The sequence below is a fragment of the Proteus mirabilis ATCC 29906 genome (genome assembly GCF_000160755.1).
Taxonomy (GTDB): domain Bacteria; phylum Pseudomonadota; class Gammaproteobacteria; order Enterobacterales; family Enterobacteriaceae; genus Proteus; species Proteus mirabilis.
In genome coordinates this window covers 39721-62224 of record NZ_GG668582.1, presented here as the reverse complement: position 1 = coordinate 62224, position 22504 = coordinate 39721, and the positions used below count along the sequence as shown (strand labels likewise).

21 protein-coding genes and 1 pseudogene are annotated in these 22504 nt (G+C 39.1%); 6 read left to right on the top strand and 16 right to left on the bottom strand.

Annotated features, from left to right (window positions below; all coding sequences use genetic code 11):
* Position 1: 1 nt before the first annotated feature.
* The 6 genes and pseudogenes from HMPREF0693_RS15265 to cpxR form a co-directional block, all read right to left on the bottom strand.
* The gene (locus tag HMPREF0693_RS15265) at positions 2-1222 is read right to left on the bottom strand and encodes an oligosaccharide flippase family protein (protein ID WP_004246441.1); all 1221 of its coding nucleotides are present in this window, start codon (positions 1220-1222) and stop codon (positions 2-4) included.
* 2 nt (positions 1223-1224) lie between these two features.
* Complete coding sequence (locus tag HMPREF0693_RS15260) at positions 1225-2124, bottom strand: ATP-grasp fold amidoligase family protein (RefSeq protein WP_036932483.1); 900 nt, start codon at positions 2122-2124, stop codon at positions 1225-1227.
* Between the two features lie 484 nt (positions 2125-2608).
* Positions 2609-3367 carry a DUF707 domain-containing protein gene (locus tag HMPREF0693_RS15255; RefSeq protein ID WP_004246438.1) on the bottom strand — a complete coding sequence of 253 codons (759 nt, stop codon included), beginning with the start codon at positions 3365-3367 and terminating at the stop codon, positions 2609-2611.
* A 14-nt stretch (positions 3368-3381) separates the two neighbouring features.
* Positions 3382-4527 (bottom strand): annotated as a pseudogene (gene glf, locus HMPREF0693_RS15250) (UDP-galactopyranose mutase).
* 82 nt (positions 4528-4609) lie between these two features.
* Positions 4610-5998: an envelope stress sensor histidine kinase CpxA gene (cpxA, locus tag HMPREF0693_RS15245; protein ID WP_004246433.1), complete on the bottom strand. Its 1389-nt coding sequence runs from the start codon at positions 5996-5998 to the stop codon at positions 4610-4612.
* Between the two features lie 12 nt (positions 5999-6010).
* On the bottom strand, positions 6011-6709 hold the full coding sequence (gene cpxR, locus HMPREF0693_RS15240) for an envelope stress response regulator transcription factor CpxR (protein ID WP_004246432.1): 699 nt from the start codon (positions 6707-6709) through the stop codon (positions 6011-6013).
* A 183-nt stretch (positions 6710-6892) separates the two neighbouring features.
* Here cpxR and cpxP point away from each other — a divergent pair, with 183 nt between their 5' ends.
* On the top strand, positions 6893-7459 hold the full coding sequence (gene cpxP / locus HMPREF0693_RS15235) for a cell-envelope stress modulator CpxP (protein ID WP_004249721.1): 567 nt from the start codon (positions 6893-6895) through the stop codon (positions 7457-7459).
* 232 nt (positions 7460-7691) lie between these two features.
* Here cpxP and fabG read toward each other — a convergent pair whose 3' ends face one another.
* Positions 7692-8447: a 3-oxoacyl-ACP reductase FabG gene (gene fabG, locus HMPREF0693_RS15230; RefSeq protein WP_004246430.1), complete on the bottom strand. Its 756-nt coding sequence runs from the start codon at positions 8445-8447 to the stop codon at positions 7692-7694.
* A gap of 533 nt (positions 8448-8980) precedes the next feature.
* Here fabG and pfkA point away from each other — a divergent pair.
* Positions 8981-9958 carry a 6-phosphofructokinase gene (pfkA, locus tag HMPREF0693_RS15225; RefSeq protein ID WP_004246429.1) on the top strand — a complete coding sequence of 326 codons (978 nt, stop codon included), beginning with the start codon at positions 8981-8983 and terminating at the stop codon, positions 9956-9958.
* A gap of 293 nt (positions 9959-10251) precedes the next feature.
* Positions 10252-11256, top strand: a complete 1005-nt coding sequence (locus HMPREF0693_RS15220) for a sulfate ABC transporter substrate-binding protein (RefSeq protein ID WP_004246428.1) — start codon at positions 10252-10254, stop codon at positions 11254-11256.
* A gap of 95 nt (positions 11257-11351) precedes the next feature.
* Here HMPREF0693_RS15220 and tpiA read toward each other — a convergent pair whose 3' ends face one another.
* Both tpiA and HMPREF0693_RS15210 read right to left on the bottom strand, forming a co-directional pair.
* Positions 11352-12122 (bottom strand): triose-phosphate isomerase, encoded by a 771-nt coding sequence (gene tpiA, locus HMPREF0693_RS15215; protein ID WP_004249716.1) that lies wholly within the window; start codon positions 12120-12122, stop codon positions 11352-11354.
* Between the two features lie 106 nt (positions 12123-12228).
* Positions 12229-12864 (bottom strand): DUF1454 family protein, encoded by a 636-nt coding sequence (locus HMPREF0693_RS15210; RefSeq protein WP_004246426.1) that lies wholly within the window; start codon positions 12862-12864, stop codon positions 12229-12231.
* A gap of 111 nt (positions 12865-12975) precedes the next feature.
* Between HMPREF0693_RS15210 and HMPREF0693_RS15205 the strand changes: the two genes are divergently transcribed.
* The gene (locus tag HMPREF0693_RS15205) at positions 12976-13404 is read left to right on the top strand and encodes a DUF805 domain-containing protein (protein WP_004246425.1); all 429 of its coding nucleotides are present in this window, start codon (positions 12976-12978) and stop codon (positions 13402-13404) included.
* Positions 13405-13464: 60 nt separating this feature from the next.
* On the opposite strand, the gene fpr is transcribed toward HMPREF0693_RS15205, so the two are convergent.
* The gene (gene fpr / locus HMPREF0693_RS15200; RefSeq protein ID WP_004246424.1) at positions 13465-14211 is read right to left on the bottom strand and encodes a ferredoxin--NADP(+) reductase; all 747 of its coding nucleotides are present in this window, start codon (positions 14209-14211) and stop codon (positions 13465-13467) included.
* 338 nt (positions 14212-14549) lie between these two features.
* Here fpr and emrD point away from each other — a divergent pair, with 338 nt between their 5' ends.
* Positions 14550-15734 (top strand): multidrug efflux MFS transporter EmrD, encoded by a 1185-nt coding sequence (gene emrD / locus HMPREF0693_RS15195; RefSeq protein ID WP_004246423.1) that lies wholly within the window; start codon positions 14550-14552, stop codon positions 15732-15734.
* Positions 15735-15843: 109 nt separating this feature from the next.
* Here emrD and glpK read toward each other — a convergent pair whose 3' ends face one another.
* Both glpK and HMPREF0693_RS15185 read right to left on the bottom strand, forming a co-directional pair.
* On the bottom strand, positions 15844-17376 hold the full coding sequence (glpK, locus tag HMPREF0693_RS15190; RefSeq protein WP_004246422.1) for a glycerol kinase GlpK: 1533 nt from the start codon (positions 17374-17376) through the stop codon (positions 15844-15846).
* 42 nt (positions 17377-17418) lie between these two features.
* Positions 17419-18234 carry an MIP/aquaporin family protein gene (locus tag HMPREF0693_RS15185; RefSeq protein WP_004246421.1) on the bottom strand — a complete coding sequence of 272 codons (816 nt, stop codon included), beginning with the start codon at positions 18232-18234 and terminating at the stop codon, positions 17419-17421.
* A 296-nt stretch (positions 18235-18530) separates the two neighbouring features.
* Between HMPREF0693_RS15185 and zapB the strand changes: the two genes are divergently transcribed.
* Positions 18531-18773 carry a cell division protein ZapB gene (zapB, locus tag HMPREF0693_RS15180; protein WP_012368679.1) on the top strand — a complete coding sequence of 81 codons (243 nt, stop codon included), beginning with the start codon at positions 18531-18533 and terminating at the stop codon, positions 18771-18773.
* A 93-nt stretch (positions 18774-18866) separates the two neighbouring features.
* Here the strand turns inward: zapB and rraA are convergent, their stop codons facing one another.
* The 4 genes from rraA to hslV form a co-directional block, all read right to left on the bottom strand.
* Positions 18867-19385: a ribonuclease E activity regulator RraA gene (gene rraA, locus HMPREF0693_RS15175; RefSeq protein ID WP_004246419.1), complete on the bottom strand. Its 519-nt coding sequence runs from the start codon at positions 19383-19385 to the stop codon at positions 18867-18869.
* Between the two features lie 108 nt (positions 19386-19493).
* A complete protein-coding gene (locus HMPREF0693_RS15170) occupies positions 19494-20411 on the bottom strand; it encodes a 1,4-dihydroxy-2-naphthoate polyprenyltransferase (protein WP_004246418.1) in 918 nt (305 codons plus the stop codon).
* Positions 20412-20509: 98 nt separating this feature from the next.
* A complete protein-coding gene (gene hslU, locus HMPREF0693_RS15165) occupies positions 20510-21850 on the bottom strand; it encodes an ATP-dependent protease ATPase subunit HslU (RefSeq protein ID WP_004246417.1) in 1341 nt (446 codons plus the stop codon).
* 12 nt (positions 21851-21862) lie between these two features.
* On the bottom strand, positions 21863-22393 hold the full coding sequence (gene hslV / locus HMPREF0693_RS15160; RefSeq protein ID WP_004246416.1) for an ATP-dependent protease subunit HslV: 531 nt from the start codon (positions 22391-22393) through the stop codon (positions 21863-21865).
* Between the last annotated feature and the right edge of the window lie 111 nt (positions 22394-22504).

The following is a 22504-nucleotide window of genomic DNA, read 5'->3' as shown; positions in this document are numbered from 1 at the left end:
ACTAAACCTTTTTAGATAAATTATAATATGTTCTAAAATAATCTATAGAGAATAACATTCTTGCTGTAGTTATACCTATGCACCCTCCAAGAATACCAAATTTTAATATTAAAATAAATGATATAGTACAGGATATTAAAGATATTCTAATAGAAATGTTGCGATAAATTAAGTCATACTTTTTAGGTAAAAAGAAGCCATCAGAAAATGAATTCATGAATCCAATGAATATAATGCTGATAGATAAAATATTTAAATAAATATTATTAGCATAATCTTTCCCTAAAAATAAATATAGAAAGTATTCTCCAAAACATAAAATAAAGACAACCGCTAAGACTGAGAAGAGTGAATTTATTTTTAGTAGAGTAATTATATGATTTTTCTTTTCACGTGAAAGGATAGGGAATACTGATCGTGCAAAGATATCTTGAAATGATGTGATTAATCCAATGATTCTGGTTGCAATTGCAAATTTTGAAAATTCACTAGGAGTCGATATTGAACCGAGTATTATTATAGGCAATGAATTATACAAATTGGGAGATAGAATACCTAAGAATACATTTTTTCCTTTAATAATATATCGATAAATATTTTTAGCTCTAAAAATAAATTTTAATTTGAATTTTAGTTTGATATTTAAATATAATAAGAAACCAGAAATAAAAAGAGGTAAAGTAGTAGATAAAATTAATAAATCTATATCGTCACTTTTTTTTATGAAAAATATTATTATTAATAAATTTATTAATTTAGTAAATAGAGAAGAGATAATAAGTATTTTTGTGTTTCCAATTGATAAATAAAACCATGCGCTAGTCAACACATAGCCTATTAGATACAAACTTCCTCCATATAATATCCAGTACGTGAAATGGACGTTTAAAAAGCATATAGAATAGCTAAGAGATAATAAAAAATAAACACTACCTAGAAATAATCTTAATGTTTGGTAATTAATGTATATAACAGAAAGTTTGATATTGTTATATTTATGATTAGATGCTTGCCTAACTCCTATATATTGAACACTATAATCTGTAATTGTATGACCGAATATTAATATAGTCATAAATAACAGATATTCTCCATAAGTATCAATTCCTAGGCTTCTAGAAAGAATAGGCATTGTAATTATAGGGATTAATATTCCTAATATGTTAATAGAGCTAAGGCTTACCAAATTACTTAAAATTTCTTTTTTTTTTGTTAATTCCATATTTAAATTCTATTCAGATTAAGTAGATTTCCTATAATTATATCAACATTTCTTATTTCTTTGTTGTTTAATTCTATATCTAAACCGGCGGCGGGTGTAAAGGTTAATTCACCAAAAAGAATATTATTATCATTTAAATAGAAATCTGCTCTTACAAAAGGAAATGGTTTTGATAGCTTCTCTGCATAGAAAAATAATTTCTCATAACCAATAGGTTTTGTTAGGATAGAGGCATCTGTTATATATTTATAATCTAGGCCGTATGGTAACAAATTCCAATCTTTATCTACGAAAAAAAATTTTGGTTTTTGGCTTTCTCTATCAGTACAAATCATAACGAATTCTGCCTTACCGTGAAAACAAAATACTTTATAATCTAGTGGTAATTCTTTACTTTCTGTTTCTATAAATTTTTCACAAATAATTTTTTTAGGAATATCTTTGTAACATAGTTCTACAGAATTCTTCCAATAATCTTCTTTCATCCATTTGGTTAAAGTTGTTATTATCTTATCTTGATTTAATTTTTCTTTATCTCTACATACAATGTTATAACCCGCTCCATGATTACATTTTAATACAAATTTATTTGGTAGAGCTTCCCAATTTATTTCTAAAGGAGAATTCCAAGTGTAATAAATATCATTTAAAATATCTTCACAATGTGTTTTTTTTATGTATTCCCTTACTTTATATTTATCAGCACATTGTGTAACTAATAAATTGTTTTTATATGTATTTAACTTTAACCATTGTAATTTTTCATTAAATGTTTTTGGTTGTTTTAAATTTAATCTTTTGCCAAATCGTCTGTAATATAATAATTTTGTAACTAGTGTAGGAAAACTATTGCATAAGCTTCTTAAGACTTTTTTTCGTATATGTTTTATATATTCATTCATCATTTTAATCCATAGCTACCGCACTGGGTTTACGGCCCCCAGAGCGCCAAAATTTCTCTTTTAAAACCCTTATCTATCTGTAATATAAGAGTTTTATTATATAAGCATACTTTAACAGTACGCAAAACCGCTTTGAGATTAGACTCTTCAAACCTGCGGGTCAAGCAATTGTTGGGTATTCTAACATTGATTAGGTATATATAAGTATCGGAATATCGACTGATTTAGCAAGATCATTCTGAAATATCTATAAAGATGGGAATGAAAAGAATATGCCACCTACTCTTCAATAAATGGCAGAATATTTTAATGTAGTAATTTTTTTATTGTATTGCTGTAAGCGTTAAAACTACATTACTCAAAATGTATTTACTTTGTATCAGGTAATTAGACTGTATTTATTCAATATAAAAACAGTCCTTATGGTTGATATGAAAGTAGTTTTATGTGATTTTATGGTAAATTTCTTAATTTAATCATAGGGTTATTTTCTTTTTTTCATAAACTTTCTTAAAGAATAGCTGAAACTGCCTTTTTGTATCATTTTCCCTTTTTGGGTTAGAAGTGAAGTTGCTACAAACGTAGGTATTTCAAGTGAATACTTGTCTAATAATTGATGAAGTTCATTTAAAGGCGATAAGGTTTTATCACTACTTCCATGGCCTGCTATCCCTACTGGTCGTGTATGATGTATTGGTGTAGAGTCTATAACACCAACTTTAATATTTTCTTCTTTAAATAAAATAGGCCAATAAAAATCTAGTCCCCACCCTGATTTATTTTCATTAAATGTTTGATATGCTTTAGAAATAATTTTCTTTGAAAAGCAGGGCGCCATTACTTCTACAAAATTAGTTTCTCTATATATTAAATCCGGTTCTTGTAGTAAGTCTTTATAGGAATAGTAACTATTATTAGTTAATGCTGGTTGGCAAAGATCGAATTGAGACTTTTGCATTAATTCAAAAAATAAGTTGATATTTTCTACGGTACTGTCTAAGTCATCATCAGGCAACCAGATATAATCATAATCAGCCCATAACTCTGGATGGTTATGGAATAAATCGTATAATCCTTCCCATTTTGATCCTTTAAAGTGGTGTACATATTTTATATTATCTAAAGAATAAGGGATATCTTCACCAAAATAACTAAGAATTACATCAAATTGGGCATTATCATTAACCCAGTTTTTATGAAGTGAATTATCTCCACATCTAATTACTGCTAAAAATTTTGACATAGAATATTCTCTTGTTATTGGTGTTTGTGGTAGAACGACTTAAGTTCATTTTGATTTATTAAATCTGATACTAAGTTTTCTGCAAGCATAAGTGCTTCTTTAATTGATACATCCATATCCATATATCTATATGTACCTAGCCTACCTGCAAAAGTGATATATTTTTCTTTTTGAGCCAATTCTAAGTATTTGTTTAATATTTTATTTTCTTCTTCTAAATGAATGGGATAGTAAGGAATATCATTCTCTTCGCATATCCGACTATGTTATTCAATATAAATCGTTTTATCATGAGATTCCCATGGTGAGAAGTGTTTATGTTCATGTATGCGAGTATAAGGTACCGCTATATCGCAGTAATTCATAACAGCTGTACCTTGATAGTCACCTATAGTTTCATGTTTTATAAAATCTAGTGTTCGATAGTTTAATCTACCTTCGCAATAGCCAAACCATTCATCTATTTTTCCAGTCCATATAATATGGTCATATTCTTCTCTTTCGCTATGGTCATACTTTTTATTTGTTATTACTTGTATATTTTTATGATCAAGGATAGAACGAACTATATCGGTATAGCCATGTTTAGGCATTCCTTGGTATTTATGAGAATAATAATTGTCATCATAAGTAAATCTTACAGGGAGGCGTTTTAAAATACTCGCAGGTAGATTTTTAGGGTCGCAACCCCATTGTTTTACTGTATAGCCTTTAAAAAAGGCTTCATATAAATCTTTTCCAATAAATTTTAGGGCTTGTTCCTCAAAGTTTTTAGGATCAGTAATAGATTTATCTGTGATAGTACTTAAAAAAGTTTTTGCTTGTTCAGGATTTAGCGCTTTTTGGTAGAATTGATTTATTGTATGTAGGTTAATAGGTAAAGAATATACTTGATTTTGATAAGTTGTTTTTACTCTATTTACATAAGGGATCATTTCACCATGTTTATTGATATATTCCCATACCACTTCATCGCTAGTGTGGAAGATATGTGGACCATAAACATGTTCCATAATACCGGTATTTCTATCTCGTTCTGTATGGCAATTACCAGCAATATGTGATCTTTGGTCTATTATCGTGATGTAATGACCAGCATCAGCTAGATGGCGACTAATTACAGCCCCTGTTAACCCACAGCCTACGACTAAAAATTTCATATTTTACCCTAAGAACTTAGTACATTTTGTATAAATTAATAGGGTAAAATATACAGTAATTATCAATAGTTAAAAATGATAATTATAATTTATTGCTTGAGCTAATACTTCCCCTAGGCAACCAAATCTCCACTCTTAACCCCCCTAATGGGCTATCGTCAGCTTTAACATGGCCTCGATGTTGACTAATTGCGGTTTCAACTATTGCCAGTCCCAGCCCTGTACCGCCGGATTCTCTATCACGTGCTTCGTCCGTACGATAAAAAGGTCGGAAAATATGCTCGCGATCTTCTGGGCTAACCCCTGGGCCATCATCATCAACAATAATAGTGATACCCTGATTTTGTTCGGTAAAGGCCACTTCAATACGAGAATGTGAATAACGCAAGGCATTGCGAACGATATTTTCAAAGGCACTCGCTAATGAGTAAGGATTGCAATAAATCGTCCATGGGCCTGGCGGGGCAGTTACTGTTAGGGTTTTATTGCTCTGTTCAGCCTCAAATTTCGCATTATCTAAAATATCGTTCCAAAGCTCATTCGCTTTTACGGTTTCACGTAATAACTCATTTTTATACTGGTTGCGAGAAAGCACTAATAAGTCATTGATCATGCCATCTAGCCGCTGTGTTTCTGTTTCAATACGCTCTAGCTCTTTACTTTCACCGCTACGACGGCGTAGTAATGCACTGGCAAGCTGTAAACGAGTTAATGGGGTGCGCAATTCATGGGAGATATCAGAAATCAATCGTTGTTGCGCTTCAACCATGCGTTCTAAGGCGCTGATCATCTGATTAAAACTGGTGCCTGCCGCTAAAAATTCTTGCGGGCCGGTTTCCAGCTCAGGGTGAGGGCGCAGATTACCTTTTGCCACATCATCCGCCGCATTTTTGAGTTTTCGTGCCGGTTTTGCCAAGCTCCAAGAGAGCCAAACCAGTAGCGGTGTACTGATAAGCATGGTGAATATCAGTAATAAAAGCGGTTTATCAAATAATAAATTAATAAAATCAGATTGTGGGCTACTTGATGGGCGCACTAAGTAAAGTTGGTAGTGATCTTCACCATCTCTAATGGAAAAGGGGCCTAACATCTCAGAGCGACCGTATTTTTTCTTTTTTGGATGGTCTGCGTTATCAGACTGTCCCATAAAGTTTCTGACAACTTGTATTTCATTACGTTGAGCACCAATAATACGACCTTCACTGGTGACAATAATAAGACGTTGACCAGGTGGTGCCCATTTATCAATGGCGCGGATTAATCGCCGCCACCATAGCAGATCGTTAGCCGGATCTTGCGCTAGTTCGGCTTCTATATGTTGCTCTAGCATAACACCTTGACGGTATTCACTTTCAAGTAAAGTGGTAAGCTGGCGCGAGTCCAGCTTGGGTACCATCATAACTAGCACTAGAACTAATGCTAGTGTCAGCCAGAATATGGCGAATATACGCGCTGACAAACTGTTTATCATAAAGATTTTTTATTAAGTTATTGAAACCATAAGATAACCACGGCCACGTAATGTTTTAAACCAAGGCTGCCCGTCTGTTCTTTCCGGTAACTTACGACGTAAGTTGGAAATATGCATATCAATCGCTCTATCAAAAGGTGTTAAGCGTTTACCTAACACTTCTTGGCTGAGATGCTCGCGCGATACCACTTGTCCTAAATGCTGAGCAAGTAGATAAAGTAACGTAAACTCAGTACCTGTTAGCTCTAATGGTTCATTATCAAAGCTGGCCTCTTGTCTACCCGGATTAAGTTGTAACTTATCAACTTGCAATATGGGTGAGGTGTTGCCATCGGTCTGTTTCTGTTCACTCCAGTTGGAACGACGTAAAATAGCCCTAATGCGTGCAACTAGCTCTCTATCGTTAAATGGCTTAGGTAAATAGTCATCTGCTCCCAGCTCTAGGCCAAGTACACGATCAAGATCGCTGCCTCTTGCCGTTAACATAATGACAGGTGTTTGGAAATTTTGGCGTAACTCTTTAAGTGTCTCGATCCCGTTCTTACGTGGCATCATGATATCCAGTAATAACAAGTCAATAGACGCGTCCAGAAGTTTTAAGGCCTGTTCGCCGTCAGTGGCGAGCACAACATTAAAGCCTTCCATTTCAAGTAGTTCTTTCAATAGCGAGGTTAATTCGCGATCGTCATCCACTAATAAGATTTTATGCATTCGTCAATTCCTCCAAGAGAAAAATACGATAATAAATAGCGCGAATCTATGACTTTACGTTCTTTTACACGCTCTGACGCTAGTTTGCAGCCGTAAAGGTATAGTAATCCACATCGAGAACAATTACACATATTTAGGTCAGCATTAATAAGTCGGTATTATAACCGAATGAGGAGTGGGACAATGCGTAAAGTAGCAATGGTTGCACTAGCATCAATGTTTTTAGTAGCTCCGACGGTAGTAATGGCTGAAACATCAAATACAAATAATCAGCCTGCTGGGCAACAACAGTATAATGATAATTACCATTGTGGATACGGTTACGGTATGCATGATGGACGTGATAACCGAGGTCATCGTGGACAACGTGGCCATATGATGGGTAACAATAATTTCGGTGAGTCGCGTATGTTTAATGGTATTACATTAACAGAGCAACAACGTACTCAAATGCGCGATTTAATGCGCCAGCATCATCAAGATCGTTTTAATAACAGTGATTTTCGTCAGCGTCACGAAAATATGCATAAGCTAATTACCGCGGATAAGTTTGATGAAGCAGCGGTAAGAGCGCAAATACAAGATATGGACAAACAAGCAATAGAGCGCCGAGTTGAAATGGCGAAAGTTCATAATCAAATGTATCAGCTATTAACCCCTGAGCAAAAAGCGCAGCTAGAAAAGAATTATCAACAGCGTGTCTCTTCTGTTAGTCAGCAAAACCAGCAAACTCAAGAGAAAGCTAATTAGTGATTAAGTAAAGTCCTTTAGTAATGTAGTAAGAGTGTAGTAAAGCAGTACCTAGTTAGAGAGTAAGTAGCAACAACGAAGTTTTTTCCTTGCCATAGACACCATCCCTGTCTTTTGCAGCCCCTCTGGAGAGGGGCTTTTTTTTGCGTTTTTAATTTTATTATTGATATATTATTTTATCTTCTGGTAGTGAATTATAATCGATTCATTCTTCCTTAATTAATCTAATCAACTACAACAACGCCTCTGGAGATTCAGGTAAAATCTGGCCGCCATCGACAATAATGGTTTGACCGGTAATATATTTTGCTTCATTAGAGGCAAAAAATGCGGCGGCATAGCCGATATCTTCAGGCTCCCCTAAGGTATAGGTTGGGATAGAGGCCTTCATTTGATTAAGATACGTCTCTCCTTGGGCTTGTAAGCCTTCGGTTAAAATATTGCCGGGCATAACGGCATTAATGGTAATACCGTGGCGTGCATATTCTAGTGCAGCACTGCGCATAAAGCCTAACTGACCTGCTTTGCTTGCTCCGTAATGGCTCCAGCCCGGATAGCCAGTAATGGCGCCTGTAATAGAAGAGGTGATGATCACACGGCCATATTGTTGTTTTTCCATTACCGCAAGGGCTGCTTTTACTAAGAAAAACATTCCTTTTAAATTGACGGTATGCATTTTATCCCAATCAGCTTCACTCATCTCTTTAATTGTCGCTTGGGGGAAAATACCAGTATTAGAGCAAAGAATATCGAGTTTGCCATACTGTTTAACAACATCATTGACTACTTGTTCACAGGCTGCTTGAGAGGTGACATCAAGGTGCATAAAATCAACACCAAGTGCTTCTTTGGTTGCGTTACCAGCTACATCATCAATATCAGCAATAATAACCTGTGCACCGCTGTTTTTTAATGCGCTAACAATGCCTTTACCAATACCTTTTGCTCCGCCGGAAACTAAAGCAATTTTACCCGTTAAATCAAACATAAAACCTCCTACTGTACTGTTTGTTATACTGTATCAGCCTTATTGTATAAACGGTAAATTAACGCAAAATTTTTGTCATCAGTCACAATTGTGTAGGGTGAGCGCTTTTTCTATTTATGCCGAATAACACAAAAGTATCGATAACAGCGCGCAAAGTGTTAAGCAAACAGTCAATAAGCCCATTACACTTTATATCTTGATAGTAATATATGGCTAACACACTGTTTTTTGAGATAGATAGCAAAAGGCTGTAAAGTATCTGTATAAAAAGTGTTAACTTATCGGTGTAATACAGAGACGATAGACTAGTATAGTATTTATACAGGCTACTCAATTAATTTAATGCGCATCAAGTTTATAAAAAAAAATGTACGTTGATGATGAAGTGATAAAAAATATGCGTACAATGGGGTTGTTGAATCAATTCAGCATTTGAGATATCGGTGGATTACGTTCGTGAAGCCGGTATTAAGATAACAGTTATTCCAACAATATATTGCAATAATGATATCGAATAAGAATCAGAGGTAATCATGGTTAATGGGATCAAAAGAATTGGGGTTTTAACAAGTGGTGGTGATGCACCGGGTATGAATGCCGCTATCCGTGGTGTGGTCCGTGCAGCACTCAGCGAAGGTTTAGAAGTGTACGGTATTTTTGATGGCTATATGGGCTTATATGAAAACCGTATGAAAAAACTCGATCGCTTTAGTGTGTCAGACATGATCAACCGTGGTGGTACTTTTTTAGGCTCTGCGCGTTTCCCAGAATTCCGCGAAGATAATGTGCGTGCCGTTGCTATTGAAAATATGAAGCAAAATGAGCTAGATGCACTGGTGGTTATCGGGGGAGATGGTTCTTATCTGGGGGCGAAAAAATTAACTGAAGCGGGTTTCCCATGTATTGGTTTACCGGGCACCATTGATAATGACGTTGCGGGTACTGATTACACTATTGGCTATTTCACGGCGTTAGAAACGGCGGTAGAAGCGATTGACCGCTTACGTGATACCTCTACATCGCATAAACGTATCTCTATCGTTGAAGTGATGGGACGTTATTGTGGTGATTTAACCTTATCCGCTGCTATTGCGGGTGGTTGTGAGTTCGTGGTATTGCCTGAATCCGAATTACCTTTTGATCGTGATGAATTATTAGCAGAAATTAAAGCGGGTATTGAGCGTGGTAAACGTCATGCTATCGTGGCAATTACCGAACATGTGTGTGATGTACATGAGCTAGCACGTTTTATTGAAGCAGAAACCAAACATGAAACACGTGCCACTGTATTAGGCCATATTCAACGTGGCGGCTCTCCGGTTGCCTACGATCGTATTTTAGCCTCTCGTATGGGTGCTTACTCGGTACAACTGCTACTAGAAGGTTATGGTGGTCGTTGTGTAGGGATCCAAAATGAAAAACTGGTTCACCATGATATTATTGATGCGGTTATGAATATGAAACGTGTCTTTAAAGCCGATTGGTATGAAACTGCGAAAAAACTGTATTAAGCCATAGTTTTACTCTATTACCAGAGCCTTTCTGAGTTATATCCTTATTCGTGGACTGTTCTGATGCAATATCAGCTTGTATCAGAACAGCTTCCCGAGTGAAAACATTTCATTCTACGCGCTTTTCTTCTCTTATCTGATGGGTAATGACTGTGTGAGTCCCCGTTTTCTCAACTATATAGCTGTTACGTATAACAGTCTGTTTTTTATTATTTCATCGTTATAAATCTTTCTGTCAGCCTAGTTAAACAAAACAAATAAACCAACTAGAAATAGGATAGGGGTAGATAACGATGTTAAAACGATGGGGATTATTGACGACGCTAGCGCTGACGGCACTGTTTACACAAAGCATCTGGGCGAAGGATACTCAGTTATTAAATGTCTCTTACGATCCAACTCGAGAGCTTTATCAACAATATAACCACGCATTTAGTCAATATTGGCAACAAAAAAACGGCGATCATGTGACTATTCGTCAATCTCATGGTGGCTCTGGTAAACAGGCAACCGCCGTAATTAATGGTATTGAAGCGGATATTGTCACCCTCGCATTAGCTTATGATATTGATGCCATTGCACAAAGAGGGCGTATAGATAAGCAGTGGATCACCCGCTTACCTGATAACTCAGCACCTTACACCTCAACCATTGTTTTTTTAGTGAGAAAAGGTAATCCCAAACAGATAACCGACTGGGATTCTTTAATTAAACCCGGTGTATCGATTATCACACCTAATCCTAAAACCTCCGGTGGAGCAAGATGGAATTATCTGGCTGCATGGGGATATGGATTAAAGGCCAATCAGCAAGACAGTGAAAAAGCGAAAGCCTTTGTAAAGTCACTGTATCAACAGGTTGAAGTATTAGACTCCGGCGCAAGAGGCGCGACAAATACTTTTGTTGAGCGTGGTATTGGTGATGTGTTAATTGCATGGGAAAATGAAGCGCTACTGGCGATTAATGAGTTAGGTACAGATAAGTTTGAAATAGTCACCCCTTCCGTCTCTATTTTGGCAGAGCCAACCGTCTCTGTGGTGGATAAAGTGGTTGATAAGCGAGGTACGCGGGAAGTGGCAACCGCTTATTTAGAGTATCTTTATTCACCTCAAGGGCAAGAAATTGCTGCTAAAAACTATTATCGTCCAAGAGATAAAAGCATTGCTGAAAAATATCAAAAACGTTTTCCAGCCCTGCAATTATTCACTATTGATGAGCTTTTTGGCGATTGGCAATCAGCACAACAAACTCATTTTGCCACCGGGGGAATATTTGATGAAATCAGCCGACGTGATTAGCGAGTAACGCATAAAAAAATCACCTTCTGTTAAGACACAGTAAGGTGATTTTCGCGATAGTTATTTATCGGTAAGATAACGATTTGCTATCAAAGTTATTTTTTCGCTTTTGCTTCTGCTGCCGCTTTCACGATAACAGCAAAGGCATCCGCTTTCAGTGACGCGCCACCAACCAATGCTCCGTCGATATCAGGTTGGCTAAATAGCTCTGCTGCGTTTTTATCGTTGACTGAACCGCCGTATTGAATAATGACTTGCTCAGCGATAGCCGCATCTTGTTTAGCGATATGATCACGAATAAATTTATGTACCGCTTGTGCTTGTGCAGGCGTTGCTGATTTACCTGTACCGATCGCCCAAATAGGTTCATAAGCGATCACTGCATCTTTGAATGCTTGTGCACCATGTGCATTTAAAATCGCGTCGATTTGACGTGCGCACACTTCTTGTGTTTTACCAGCTTCATTTTCTGCTTCTGTTTCACCGATACATAACACAGGTGTTAAGCCTAACTCTTTTAACACACCAAATTTTTGTGCGATAAATTCATCAGATTCTTTATGGTAAGTACGACGTTCAGAGTGACCGATGATCACGTATTTAACATCAACGTTTTTCAGCATTTCTGGGGAAGTTTCGCCAGTGAAAGCACCAGATAAGTTAACACCGGTATCTTGGGCACCTAACGCAATACGGCTTCCACCGATTTCATGACGAGCTTGGCACAGATAAACTGTTGGTGGTGCAATAGCAACATCACATCCAGCAACACCGCTGATTTCTTTACGTAATGCAGCGATTAATTCATGAACCATATGAATGCTGCCGTTAAGTTTCCAGTTACCCATGACTAATGGATGGCGCATAACTTTTCCTCCAACCGAGTGGTTTAAATTTAATTTATCGATAAACTCAAATTCTGTTGATGCACAACAGTATAGAGAACATTGAATAGAATAGCTTTGTTTTTTATCACGGAATAGCTGAATCGATATTGCTATTGAGTAAAAGCTTAATCGGTTCAATGGCAAAGGTCGTTAGTTGATTGTCCTCGTGGGCAATAATATAGCGAATAGCACCGACATTATGGCTAATATAAGCAGGCACATCTTGTTTAACAGCAAATAAATTGAGCACCTCTTGAATTTGCGTTGCATTAATAGAGGGATCAAACTGTGTCACTAATGCAGTGATATAGCGCATTGCAGTATCTTGATGCTCTTTTTCGATTTGTGGCGTATCAAGTGAATGGATCAGGGTGAGCTGTAGACTCTTAATTTTTTCACTGCCACGCTCTAATACGGCTGATGAGTATAAATAAGGGGTTATTCGTGTCGCGGCTCTGACTAACGGAATAGTAATATCGTTGTTGGTGATAATTTTATATTCATTGAGAAATAACGTCGCATTATTTTGATTGAATTTAGCTCTTATCTCAGGAATGGTGGTTTCAAAAACAGGGGCATCCTGTTTAAGGTAAAGAATATCATCTTTAGTTGGGGGTTGATGAGCAATAGAGGGCGACGCTGCCATAGCAAGGGTTGGCAAAGATAAAGCAATGCTTATTATGATAAGCGCTAACTGAGTAAGCGTGCTTTTTTTTATCATCTGTCCTCCTTGGTCTGTTGTGCGATAGAATATTATAAAATCACTCTGTATTATTTGATGTTAAATGGACAGCTTAATTCACTAAAATAAGTCTATATTGAGAAATTATTAATGACCTTACAACATTGGGCCTTTTCATTCAAAGGGCGAATTGGACGCCGTGACTTTTGGGCGGGTTTTGCACTCTGTTTTGTGCTGTTTTGCGGATTATATACAGTTAATCAGCACTATTCATTGCCTGCTGTGCTGGCGGGGATAATTTCGCTGGCTATTTTATATCCGTTATGTGCCATTTTTACTAAGCGACTTCACGATAGAAATAAACGTGGTGCATGGCTGTTACTATTGTTGCTGGCGGTGATGCTAGGATTGACTGATACCAGTAGTTTAGAGCCCTTTTGGCAGTGGGCGATAGGGCGTTTTCTCCCATCATTTATTATGATGATCATGTTGTTAGATTGTGGGGTGTTTATTGGCACCCAAGGAGAAAACTATTTTGGTGCCACGACTGAAAAGGTCGACTACTCAAGTTTTCGTTAAAGTGTGTAACTGCTAAACAGTCAGGGCTGAATAAAGTGCTATTCAGCCCTGATGTTGTCATTACCAATACTGTTCACTGGTGATATGTCCCGGTTTGCGGCGTAAATGTTTTCTCATATCACGCTGTGTTTTCAGTAACTGTTGCGTGTCTCTTACCATTTCTGGATTACCACATAGCATAATATGGCTCTCTTCTGGGGAAATGGTTAATCCTACGGTTTTTTCTAATGCACCACTTTCAATTAATGCTGGAATGCGTCCGGTTAGTGAGCCTATATGGTTTTCACGGCTGACAATAGTTTGGATACGCAGTTTCCCTTGGTAGCGTTCAGCTAACTGCTCCATTAATGGTAGATAGCTTAAATCACGGGCGTAGCGTACAGCATGGACTAAAACAATATTTTCGAAACGGTCGAGATCATCACCAAGTTGTAAAATAGAGAGAAATGGCCCGATCGCCGTACCTGTTGATAACATCCATAAGGTATTCGCGCTAGGCACCTCTTCTAAAACAAAAAAGCCACTGGCTTGTTCTGTCACTAAGAGTTCATCACCAACGGTTAACGCCGCTAAGCGTGGGCTGAGTTTACCTTCAGGTACAGTGACTAGATAGAACTCTAAGTTGGGATCTTGCGGGGAGTTAACATAAGAGTAGGCGCGTTGTATACGTTCACCGTCAATTTCGAGTGCCAGTTTGGCAAATTGACCTGCTGTAAACTTATCGATAGGGGCGTGTACAACTAAACTGATTAATGTATCTGTCCAATACCTAACTTGAATGACTTTTCCAGTGACCCAATTTGCCATAATCTCTTATCTCCTTTTTAGGAAAGCGCTTATGTCGATAATTTATTCTAAAGAGGAAGGGCGTTTTTATTTATCAAGATGATGTGATGGCGATATTAATCTGTAGTTTCGTTAATCGTTAATACAAAATGTACATTTATATTGACAACGATGGTGTTTTTCACTGACATCGTTGACGAGATAAAAATGGCTGACTACTTCGCAAATTTTGCTAGATTTGTTACCTTAGTCTCATTATTTAGCGCAAGTGCATTTTGCAGAGTTTATTTTATCAAAGCTCTGTAGCACTTTCCTGTCCGTTAATCGGTTAATTTTTAATTTCTGAGCAAAGAAAAGAAATGAGAAAGTTAGAACATGCAAATCTGTTATTACTGATTATTGCACTGGTTGCTGTCGGTCAAATGACACAGACGATTTATGTTCCTGTGATTGCTGATATGGCTGTCTATTTTGGTGAGCCAACAGGTGCTGTACAGCAAGTAATGGGCGCATATCTGTTTTCTTATGGTTTTTCACAATTAATTTATGGCCCTATTTCTGACCGAGTAGGGCGTCGTCCGGTTATTTTAGTGGGGATGAGTATTTTCTGTTTAGCGACGATCGTGGCTATTTTTTCACAGAACTTAACTACCTTAGTGATCGCCAGTACCTTACAAGGAATGGGGACTGGGGTCGCAGGGGTAATGACCCGTACTCAGCCTCGTGATCTCTATACCGGTACTGCGTTACGCTATGCCAATAGCTTATTAAATATGGGGGTGTTAGTCAGCCCACTATTAGCGCCGATGATCGGTGGGGTGGTGGCGCACTTCTTTGGCTGGCATGCCTGTTATATCTTCCTATTATTATTAGGAGGAAGTGTACTCTTTAGTATGTATCACTGGATGCCAGAAACCCGACCTGTACAGGCTGAAAGACGCAGTATGTTGTCATCTTTTTATTTATTGCTGTCCAACAGTACTTTTAGTGCTTTTTTGATCATGTTGATTTGTGCATTATCAGGTATTGCCGTATTTGAAGCTTCCAGCGGTGTGTTGATGGGAGGCGTGTTGGGTTTAAATAGTATTACTATCAGTATTCTATTTATTTTACCTATTCCCGCGGCCTTCTTTGGTGCGTGGTACGCAGGGCGTGAAGGTAAAACCTTTGTGCAATTGATGTGGCACTCCGTATTTTGCTGTGTAGCGGCAGGTATTTTAATGTGGCTTCCCGGCTGGCTGAATATTATTAATATTTGGACTTTACTGGTGCCCGCTGCCCTGTTTTTCTTTGGCGCTGGGATGCTATTTCCACTGGCAACGACAGGGGCGATGGAGCCATTCCCTTATTTAGCCGGAGCGGCTGGTGCGTTGGTGGGCGGATTGCAAAATGTTGGCTCAGGGATAGCAACGTGGTTCTCTGCACTATTGCCACAACATAATCAATTTAGCTTAGGAATGATTATGTTTATTATGTCAGTGGCTATTATGTTGTGTTGGATCCCGTTATCACACCGTTTTAGTCATCAGCAGAATACGGTTTAATGACTGCCTTTAAGTTTTCGCCAATAAAAATGCCGATAGTGTAATACCTACTATCGGCATTTGTTTTATGTCGCCTAGGCGACTTCTCTCTCATCGGGGTGATTAGCGATTAACCGCGATCTTCCCATTCTTGTGCGCGGGCAACCGCTTTTTTCCAGCCGTTATAACGATAATTACGCTCTGTGGTTTCAATACCTGGGCGGAACTCTTTATCAATCTCAGCTTTATTTTTTACCTCTTCCAGATCAGACCAGAAACCTACCGCAAGGCCTGCAAGGAACGCAGCCCCTAACGCAGTACTTTCACGTACCACAGGACGTTCAACACGGGTACCTAAGATGTCAGATTGGAACTGCATTAAGAAGTTATTGGCAACGGCACCACCATCTACACGTAGTGCTTGTAAGCGTGCTCCGGAGTCTGCTTGCATCGCATCAAGGACATCGCGGGTTTGATAAGCGATAGATTCTAAAGTAGCTCGAATAATATGATTACGGTTAGCGCCACGGGTTAAACCGAAGATAGCGCCACGGGCATACGGATCCCAATAAGGTGCGCCTAAGCCAGTAAATGCAGGTACGACATAAACACCGTTGGTGTCATTAACTTTAGTGGCAAAGTATTCTGAGTCAGTTGCTTCATCAATTAATTTTAGCTCATCACGTAGCCACTGAATGGAAGCACCACCGACGAAGACTGCACCTTCTAAGGCATAGTTTACTTCACCACGTGGGCCACAGCAGATAGTGGTTAATAGACCGTGGTTAGAGCGCACGGCTTCTTTACCTGTATTCATCAGCAAGAAGCAGCCTGTTCCGTAGGTGTTTTTTGCCATACCGCTTTGTACACAGAGCTGACCATAGAGTGCCGCTTGTTGGTCACCAGCCATACCGGCGATAGGAATACGTGTACCACCTTTACCACCAATGTTGGTTTGACCATAAACTTCAGAAGAAGGCACCACTTTAGGTAGCATATTGCGGGGAATATTCAGCAGATCGAGGATTTTTTGATCCCAATCTAAAGAGTGAATATTAAACAACATAGTACGTGAAGCGTTGGTATAATCTGTTACGTGAACACGACCTTGTGTCATTTTCCAGACTAACCAAGTATCAACGGTACCAAAGAGTAACTCTCCTTTTTCTGCTCGTTCACGAGCGCCTTCAACATTATCGAGGATCCATTTTAATTTGGTGCCTGAAAAATAGGGGTCAACCATAAGCCCAGTATTTTGACGAATGTACTCTTCAACCCCTTCTTGATCTTTTAAGCGAGTACAAAAGTCTGCAGTACGGCGACATTGCCACACGATAGCATTATAGATAGGTTTACCGGTCTCTTTTTCCCAGACGATAGTCGTTTCACGTTGGTTGGTAATACCGATACCGGCAACATGATCAGAAGGGATGTCTTCTTTGGCCAATACTTCAATTAGCGTTGCGCTTTGAGTTGCCCAGATTTCCATTGGATCGTGCTCAACCCAGCCGGGCTTAGGATAAATTTGGGTAAATTCGCGTTGTGAGATGCTAACAATGTTGGCGTCATGATCGATTACGACAGCGCGTGAACTGGTTGTTCCCTGATCCAGAGCAACGATATATTTTTTTTCACTATTCGATTTGTTTGTTTCTGTTGTCATGTTAGTAACCTGTTTTCATAATCAACGATATTGCTTGCATCGTTATTTGTCGTTTTCAATTTTGCAGGTATCACAAGGTAAGTGACGGCCAATAAGTTTACGATAAGCAAGTGCGCCTAAAATACCCCCAATCATTGGAGCAATGAGTGGGACTAAGAAATAAGGAATATCGCGTCCACCTGTTAAAGCAATATCACCCCATCCGGCAAAGAATGCGACTAATTTTGGCCCAAAATCACGGGCAGGGTTTAAGGCGAATCCAGTTAATGGACCAAATGCACCACCGATAACCGCAATCAGAATACCGATAAGTAATGGCGCTAAAGGCCCACGAGGTACACCGTTACCATCATCTGTTAAGGCTAAAATTAAGCCAACGAGAATAACGGCAATAATTACTTCGATAAAAAATGCGTGGATCACAGAGATTTGGGCTGCTGGGTAAGTAGAGAAGACGCCCGCAGTAAAGAGGCTTTCTTGTGATCCTCGTACAATTCCGTTGACCTGTTCGTAGTCGATAAATAAATTGTAATACATAAAGTACACAACAGCGGCGGCAAAAAAACCACCTAACATTTGTGCAACAATATAAGGGATAACTTTTTTACGTTCAAAGCACGCAAACAACCAGAATGCGACTGTGACCGCCGGGTTGAGGTGAGCACCAGAGGTACCCGCAGTAAGGTAAACGGCTAAGGCAACACCTAAGCCCCAGATAATACTTATCTCCCAAAGACCGAGTTGAGCGCCTGCGATACGTGCTGCTGCAACACAACCAAGACCAAAGAAGACTAGCAATGCAGTACCGATAAACTCGGAAATGCATTGACCCATAAGAGAGGTTTTCGTCTGGCTCATATATTCTATCCTGAAAGAGGGTGATTTTAATTGTTAGTATTCTTTTCGTATTGAAAAGATAACTGTAAATTTATCGTTAATGAGCGTAAACGAGAATAAGCGAAATTGAATTTTGTGTGTCCCATCATGAAAATGAGTGAAAACGCTCTTAAATAGTGACTTGTACAACACTAGGAGTGTGATCAGACCAGTATTTTTGTTAAATTGAAAAAAGCAGGTAATTCCACGGAAGATGCTAGACAGTTGTTGATAGGCTACTTACAATCGGGAGTATCGATTATATGGGGGATTACAGTATGTCATTTGAAGTTTTTGAAAAATTAGAGTCAAAAGTACAACAAGCACTAGATACCATCACATTATTACAGATGGAAATTGAAGAGCTAAAAGAGAAAAATGATGCACTGAATCAAGAAGTGCAGGGCGCAAGAGAATCAAGAGAAGCCTTGGTTCGTGAAAACGAAGAGCTGAAACAAGAGCAATCAAGCTGGCAAGAGCGTTTACGTGCTCTGCTAGGAAAAATGGAAGACGTACAATAATCGTCCACCGTTTTCACCAGTTAAAAACAAAGCCACTGATAAAGTGGCTTTTGTCGCTTTATGCGTTATCTTTGTTAATAAGAGAATGGTCTATTATTCTTCTAATAAATCATCATCTAAATCGTCATCATCTAAGCCTAAAGGCTCTTCAGATAAGATAATGCCAGTATTATCAGCATAAAGGTAATCACCGGAGAAGAAAGTAACACCACCAAAGTTTACGCGGATATCACTGTCGCCGATGCCTTCACTTGGGCAACCTGCAGGAATGGCCGCCATTGCTTGAATGCCTAAATCAAGCTCAGATAAAGCGTCCACTTGGCGTACTGCACCATAAACAACAATACCTTCCCATTCGTTGAGTACCGCCAGTTGCGCCAATTCAGCGTCGACTAGCGCTTTGCGGACAGAGCCACCGCCATCAACTAATAGAATACGATCTTTACCGTTTTCTTCTAGTAAGTCATAAAGCAGACCATTATCTTCAAAACATTTGACAGTGGTAATTTGTCCACCAAAGGAGCTACGACCACCAAAGTTTGAGAAAAGCGGTTCTACGACATTGATATCTTCTTGATAGATATCACAGAGTTCAGAAGTATCATATTTCATAGGATTTACGTCAGGTTGCCTCAGGAAAGTCCAGTATATCCCTTAACAGGGGGTGTTGGCAAAAGACTCACTGACAATTCAGTGAGTCAAATCAACAATAGCGGTAAATTACTCTAAAACTAAACCTAAAGAAAAAAGAATATTGGTTAACAGCGCCGCTTTGACCATATGTTCAAGCAGTGGTCGCATGGCTTCGCCACTAAGATCAGTATTAACGCGTTTAATATGCAGTAATAGCATGGGAACGGCTAATAAAAATAGCCACGCCGTCCAACGGTGCATATAAATCAGGGTGAACACAATCAAACAGATAATGGCTATGGCAATCACACAGGTGTGGTAAATCCGTGAGCCAGAAGCCCCCAAACGCACCGCCAAGGTATTTTTACCGGCTTGAATGTCGTTTTCAAGATCACGCATATTGTTAATGTTAAGTACTGCGACCGAGAGCAGTCCGCAGGCGGTGGCAGGCAGTAGTGTCACAATATTAAAAGCATTAGCTTGCAAATAATAAGTGCCAATCACACTCAGCCAGCCAAAGAAAATTAATACCGAAATATCGCCCAATCCCATATAGCCATAAGGGCGTTTCCCTACGGTATAGGTAATGGCTGCCACGATAGCCAATAAGCCCATCACTAAAAAGCCAATAGCATCTTCGGGTTTTTTACAGGCGACAATTATCAAGGCGATACCTGAAACACAGGAGATAATTACATTGATAATTAAGGCTTTTTTCATTTGAACAGGGGTGATCACCCCTTTTTGCATTCCACGCAGTGGCCCTAATCGCTCTTCAGTATCTGTCCCTTTAACGGCATCACCATAGTCATTCGCTAAGTTAGAGAGAATTTGTAGTGTGCCAGCAGTTAAAATCGCCAGTAATGCAATAGGTAGCTCAAAATGACCCGTCCAATACGCTAAGGCGGAGCCTGTCACAATAGCAATTAACCCTAAAGGTAGGGTTTTGGGTCGTAAACTTTCAAGCCAGGCTTGTGTCCGGCTAATGGAATGTTGAGCGCTCATGCTGAAATTCAATACTCATGTTCGTTGTTATTATAAAAATAAGAATGGGAGGCAAGCCTCCCACGTTAATATTGCTGATTAAGGATCGCATAAGTTGATTATAAAATAAATCGACTCAGATCTTCATCTGCTACAAGCTCATCCAGATGCTGTTTCACATATTCTGCATCAATAAGAATAGTTTCGCCTTGACGTTCACTCGCATCATAGGAAATTTCTTCCATTAAACGCTCTAATACCGTATGTAGACGACGTGCACCGATGTTTTCAGTGGTTTCATTTACACGCCATGCAGATTCGGCAATTTTGCGAATACCGTCTTGGCTAAAGTTAATGCTTACCCCTTCGGTAGCCATTAATGCTTGATACTGTTTTGTTAATGATGCATTTGGCTCAGTAAGGATACGCTCAAAATCTTCTGCAGTCAGTGCTTGTAGTTCAACACGAATAGGCAGACGGCCTTGTAACTCAGGAATTAAGTCAGAAGGACTAGAGACTTGGAATGCGCCTGAGGCAATAAACAGAATATGATCTGTTTTCACCATACCGTGCTTAGTGGATACGGTGCAACCTTCTACCAGTGGTAATAGGTCACGTTGTACACCTTCACGAGAAACATCAGGGCCAGAGCTTTGACCACCACGTTTACAGATTTTATCTACTTCATCAATAAACACGATACCATGTTGCTCAACTGCATCGATGGCTTGTTGTTTTAACTCTTCAGGATTAACCAGTTTAGCGGCTTCTTCTTCGACAATCAGTTTAAACGCTTCTTTGATTTTCATCTTACGCGCTTTTTGCTTTTGTCCCGCTAAATTTTGGAACATGGATTGTAATTGATTAGTCATCTCCTCCATGCCTGGAGGTGCCATAATTTCAACACCCATTGGGGTGGCTGCTAATTCAATTTCAATCTCTTTGTCGTCTAATTGGCCTTCACGGAGTTTCTTACGGAACGCTTGGCGCGCGGCTGAAGGCTCTGAGGATGATGCTGATTCTGTGACTCCCCAGTTATTTTTTGCTGGTGGGATCAGTACATCAAGAATACGCTCTTCTGCCATTTCTTCAGCACGGTAACGATTTTTTTCAATCGCTTGGCTACGTACCATTTTAACAGCAGAATCAGTTAAATCGCGGATAATAGAATCGACTTCTTTACCTACATAACCCACTTCAGTGAATTTTGTGGCTTCGACTTTGATAAAAGGTGCATTGGCTAATTTTGCTAAGCGACGTGCAATTTCAGTTTTACCTACCCCTGTAGGTCCAATCATCAAAATATTTTTTGGGGTTACTTCATGACGCAGCGCTTCATCAAGCTGCATGCGACGCCAGCGGTTACGCAGTGCAATAGCAACCGCACGTTTGGCCTTATCTTGACCAATAATAAATCTGTCGAGTTCGCTGGCAATTTCGCGAGGAGTCATTTCGGACATGCTCTCAAATCCTTACTCTTTTGAAGAGATTTCTTCAAAGTTGACATTATGGTTGGTGTAGATGCAGATATCACCGGCAATATTCAGTGCTTTTTCCGCAATTTCGCGTGCACTTAGATCGGTGTTTTCTAACATCGCTCTCGCCGCTGCTTGTGCATAAGGGCCACCAGAACCAATAGCAATCAGATCGTTTTCTGGCTGCACAACATCACCGTTACCAGTGATAATCAAAGATGTTGTTTCGTCTGCCACAGCCAGTAATGCTTCTAGTTTGCGTAACATTCTGTCTGTACGCCAATCTTTCGCAAGTTCAACAGCGGCTTTAGTTAAATGGCCTTGATGGAGCTCTAATTTACGCTCAAAAAGTTCAAAAAGCGTGAAAGCATCAGCAGTGCCGCCGGCAAATCCCGCAATCACTTTGTCGTTATAAAGACGGCGTACTTTGCGAACATTGCCTTTCATGACGGTATTACCCATCGTCGCCTGTCCATCACCACCGATTACGACTTGGCCATTACGGCGAACACTTACGATTGTAGTCATGAGTCAGCCCCTGGTTTATCAATAAAAAGAAGTGGGTTGTGCTTTAATATCAGAAAAAACACAGCCCATTATGTGAATTAGATTTATAGGTGGGGGAGAAATTTTATTTTT

What these genes read in the sequence shown, in the direction of transcription:
- cpxP (WP_004249721.1), top strand. Translation starts at nt 6,893, where the DNA reads ATGCGTAAAGTAGCAATGGTTGCACTAGCATCAATGTTTTTAGTAGCT.
- HMPREF0693_RS15220 (WP_004246428.1), top strand. Translation starts at nt 10,252, where the DNA reads ATGTTAAAACGATGGGGATTATTGACGACGCTAGCGCTGACGGCACTG.
- pfkA (WP_004246429.1), top strand. Translation starts at nt 8,981, where the DNA reads ATGGTTAATGGGATCAAAAGAATTGGGGTTTTAACAAGTGGTGGTGAT.
- hslU (WP_004246417.1), bottom strand. Translation starts at nt 21,850, where the DNA reads ATGTCCGAAATGACTCCTCGCGAAATTGCCAGCGAACTCGACAGATTT.
- HMPREF0693_RS15210 (WP_004246426.1), bottom strand. Translation starts at nt 12,864, where the DNA reads ATGATAAAAAAAAGCACGCTTACTCAGTTAGCGCTTATCATAATAAGC.
- HMPREF0693_RS15205 (WP_004246425.1), top strand. Translation starts at nt 12,976, where the DNA reads ATGACCTTACAACATTGGGCCTTTTCATTCAAAGGGCGAATTGGACGC.
- cpxR (WP_004246432.1), bottom strand. Translation starts at nt 6,709, where the DNA reads ATGCATAAAATCTTATTAGTGGATGACGATCGCGAATTAACCTCGCTA.
- cpxA (WP_004246433.1), bottom strand. Translation starts at nt 5,998, where the DNA reads ATGATAAACAGTTTGTCAGCGCGTATATTCGCCATATTCTGGCTGACA.
- emrD (WP_004246423.1), top strand. Translation starts at nt 14,550, where the DNA reads ATGAGAAAGTTAGAACATGCAAATCTGTTATTACTGATTATTGCACTG.
- HMPREF0693_RS15260 (WP_036932483.1), bottom strand. Translation starts at nt 2,124, where the DNA reads ATGAATGAATATATAAAACATATACGAAAAAAAGTCTTAAGAAGCTTA.
- glpK (WP_004246422.1), bottom strand. Translation starts at nt 17,376, where the DNA reads ATGACAACAGAAACAAACAAATCGAATAGTGAAAAAAAATATATCGTT.
- HMPREF0693_RS15255 (WP_004246438.1), bottom strand. Translation starts at nt 3,367, where the DNA reads ATGTCAAAATTTTTAGCAGTAATTAGATGTGGAGATAATTCACTTCAT.
- HMPREF0693_RS15265 (WP_004246441.1), bottom strand. Translation starts at nt 1,222, where the DNA reads ATGGAATTAACAAAAAAAAAAGAAATTTTAAGTAATTTGGTAAGCCTT.
- hslV (WP_004246416.1), bottom strand. Translation starts at nt 22,393, where the DNA reads ATGACTACAATCGTAAGTGTTCGCCGTAATGGCCAAGTCGTAATCGGT.
- fabG (WP_004246430.1), bottom strand. Translation starts at nt 8,447, where the DNA reads ATGTTTGATTTAACGGGTAAAATTGCTTTAGTTTCCGGCGGAGCAAAA.
- rraA (WP_004246419.1), bottom strand. Translation starts at nt 19,385, where the DNA reads ATGAAATATGATACTTCTGAACTCTGTGATATCTATCAAGAAGATATC.
- fpr (WP_004246424.1), bottom strand. Translation starts at nt 14,211, where the DNA reads ATGGCAAATTGGGTCACTGGAAAAGTCATTCAAGTTAGGTATTGGACA.
- HMPREF0693_RS15185 (WP_004246421.1), bottom strand. Translation starts at nt 18,234, where the DNA reads ATGAGCCAGACGAAAACCTCTCTTATGGGTCAATGCATTTCCGAGTTT.
- HMPREF0693_RS15170 (WP_004246418.1), bottom strand. Translation starts at nt 20,411, where the DNA reads ATGAGCGCTCAACATTCCATTAGCCGGACACAAGCCTGGCTTGAAAGT.
- tpiA (WP_004249716.1), bottom strand. Translation starts at nt 12,122, where the DNA reads ATGCGCCATCCATTAGTCATGGGTAACTGGAAACTTAACGGCAGCATT.
- zapB (WP_012368679.1), top strand. Translation starts at nt 18,531, where the DNA reads ATGTCATTTGAAGTTTTTGAAAAATTAGAGTCAAAAGTACAACAAGCA.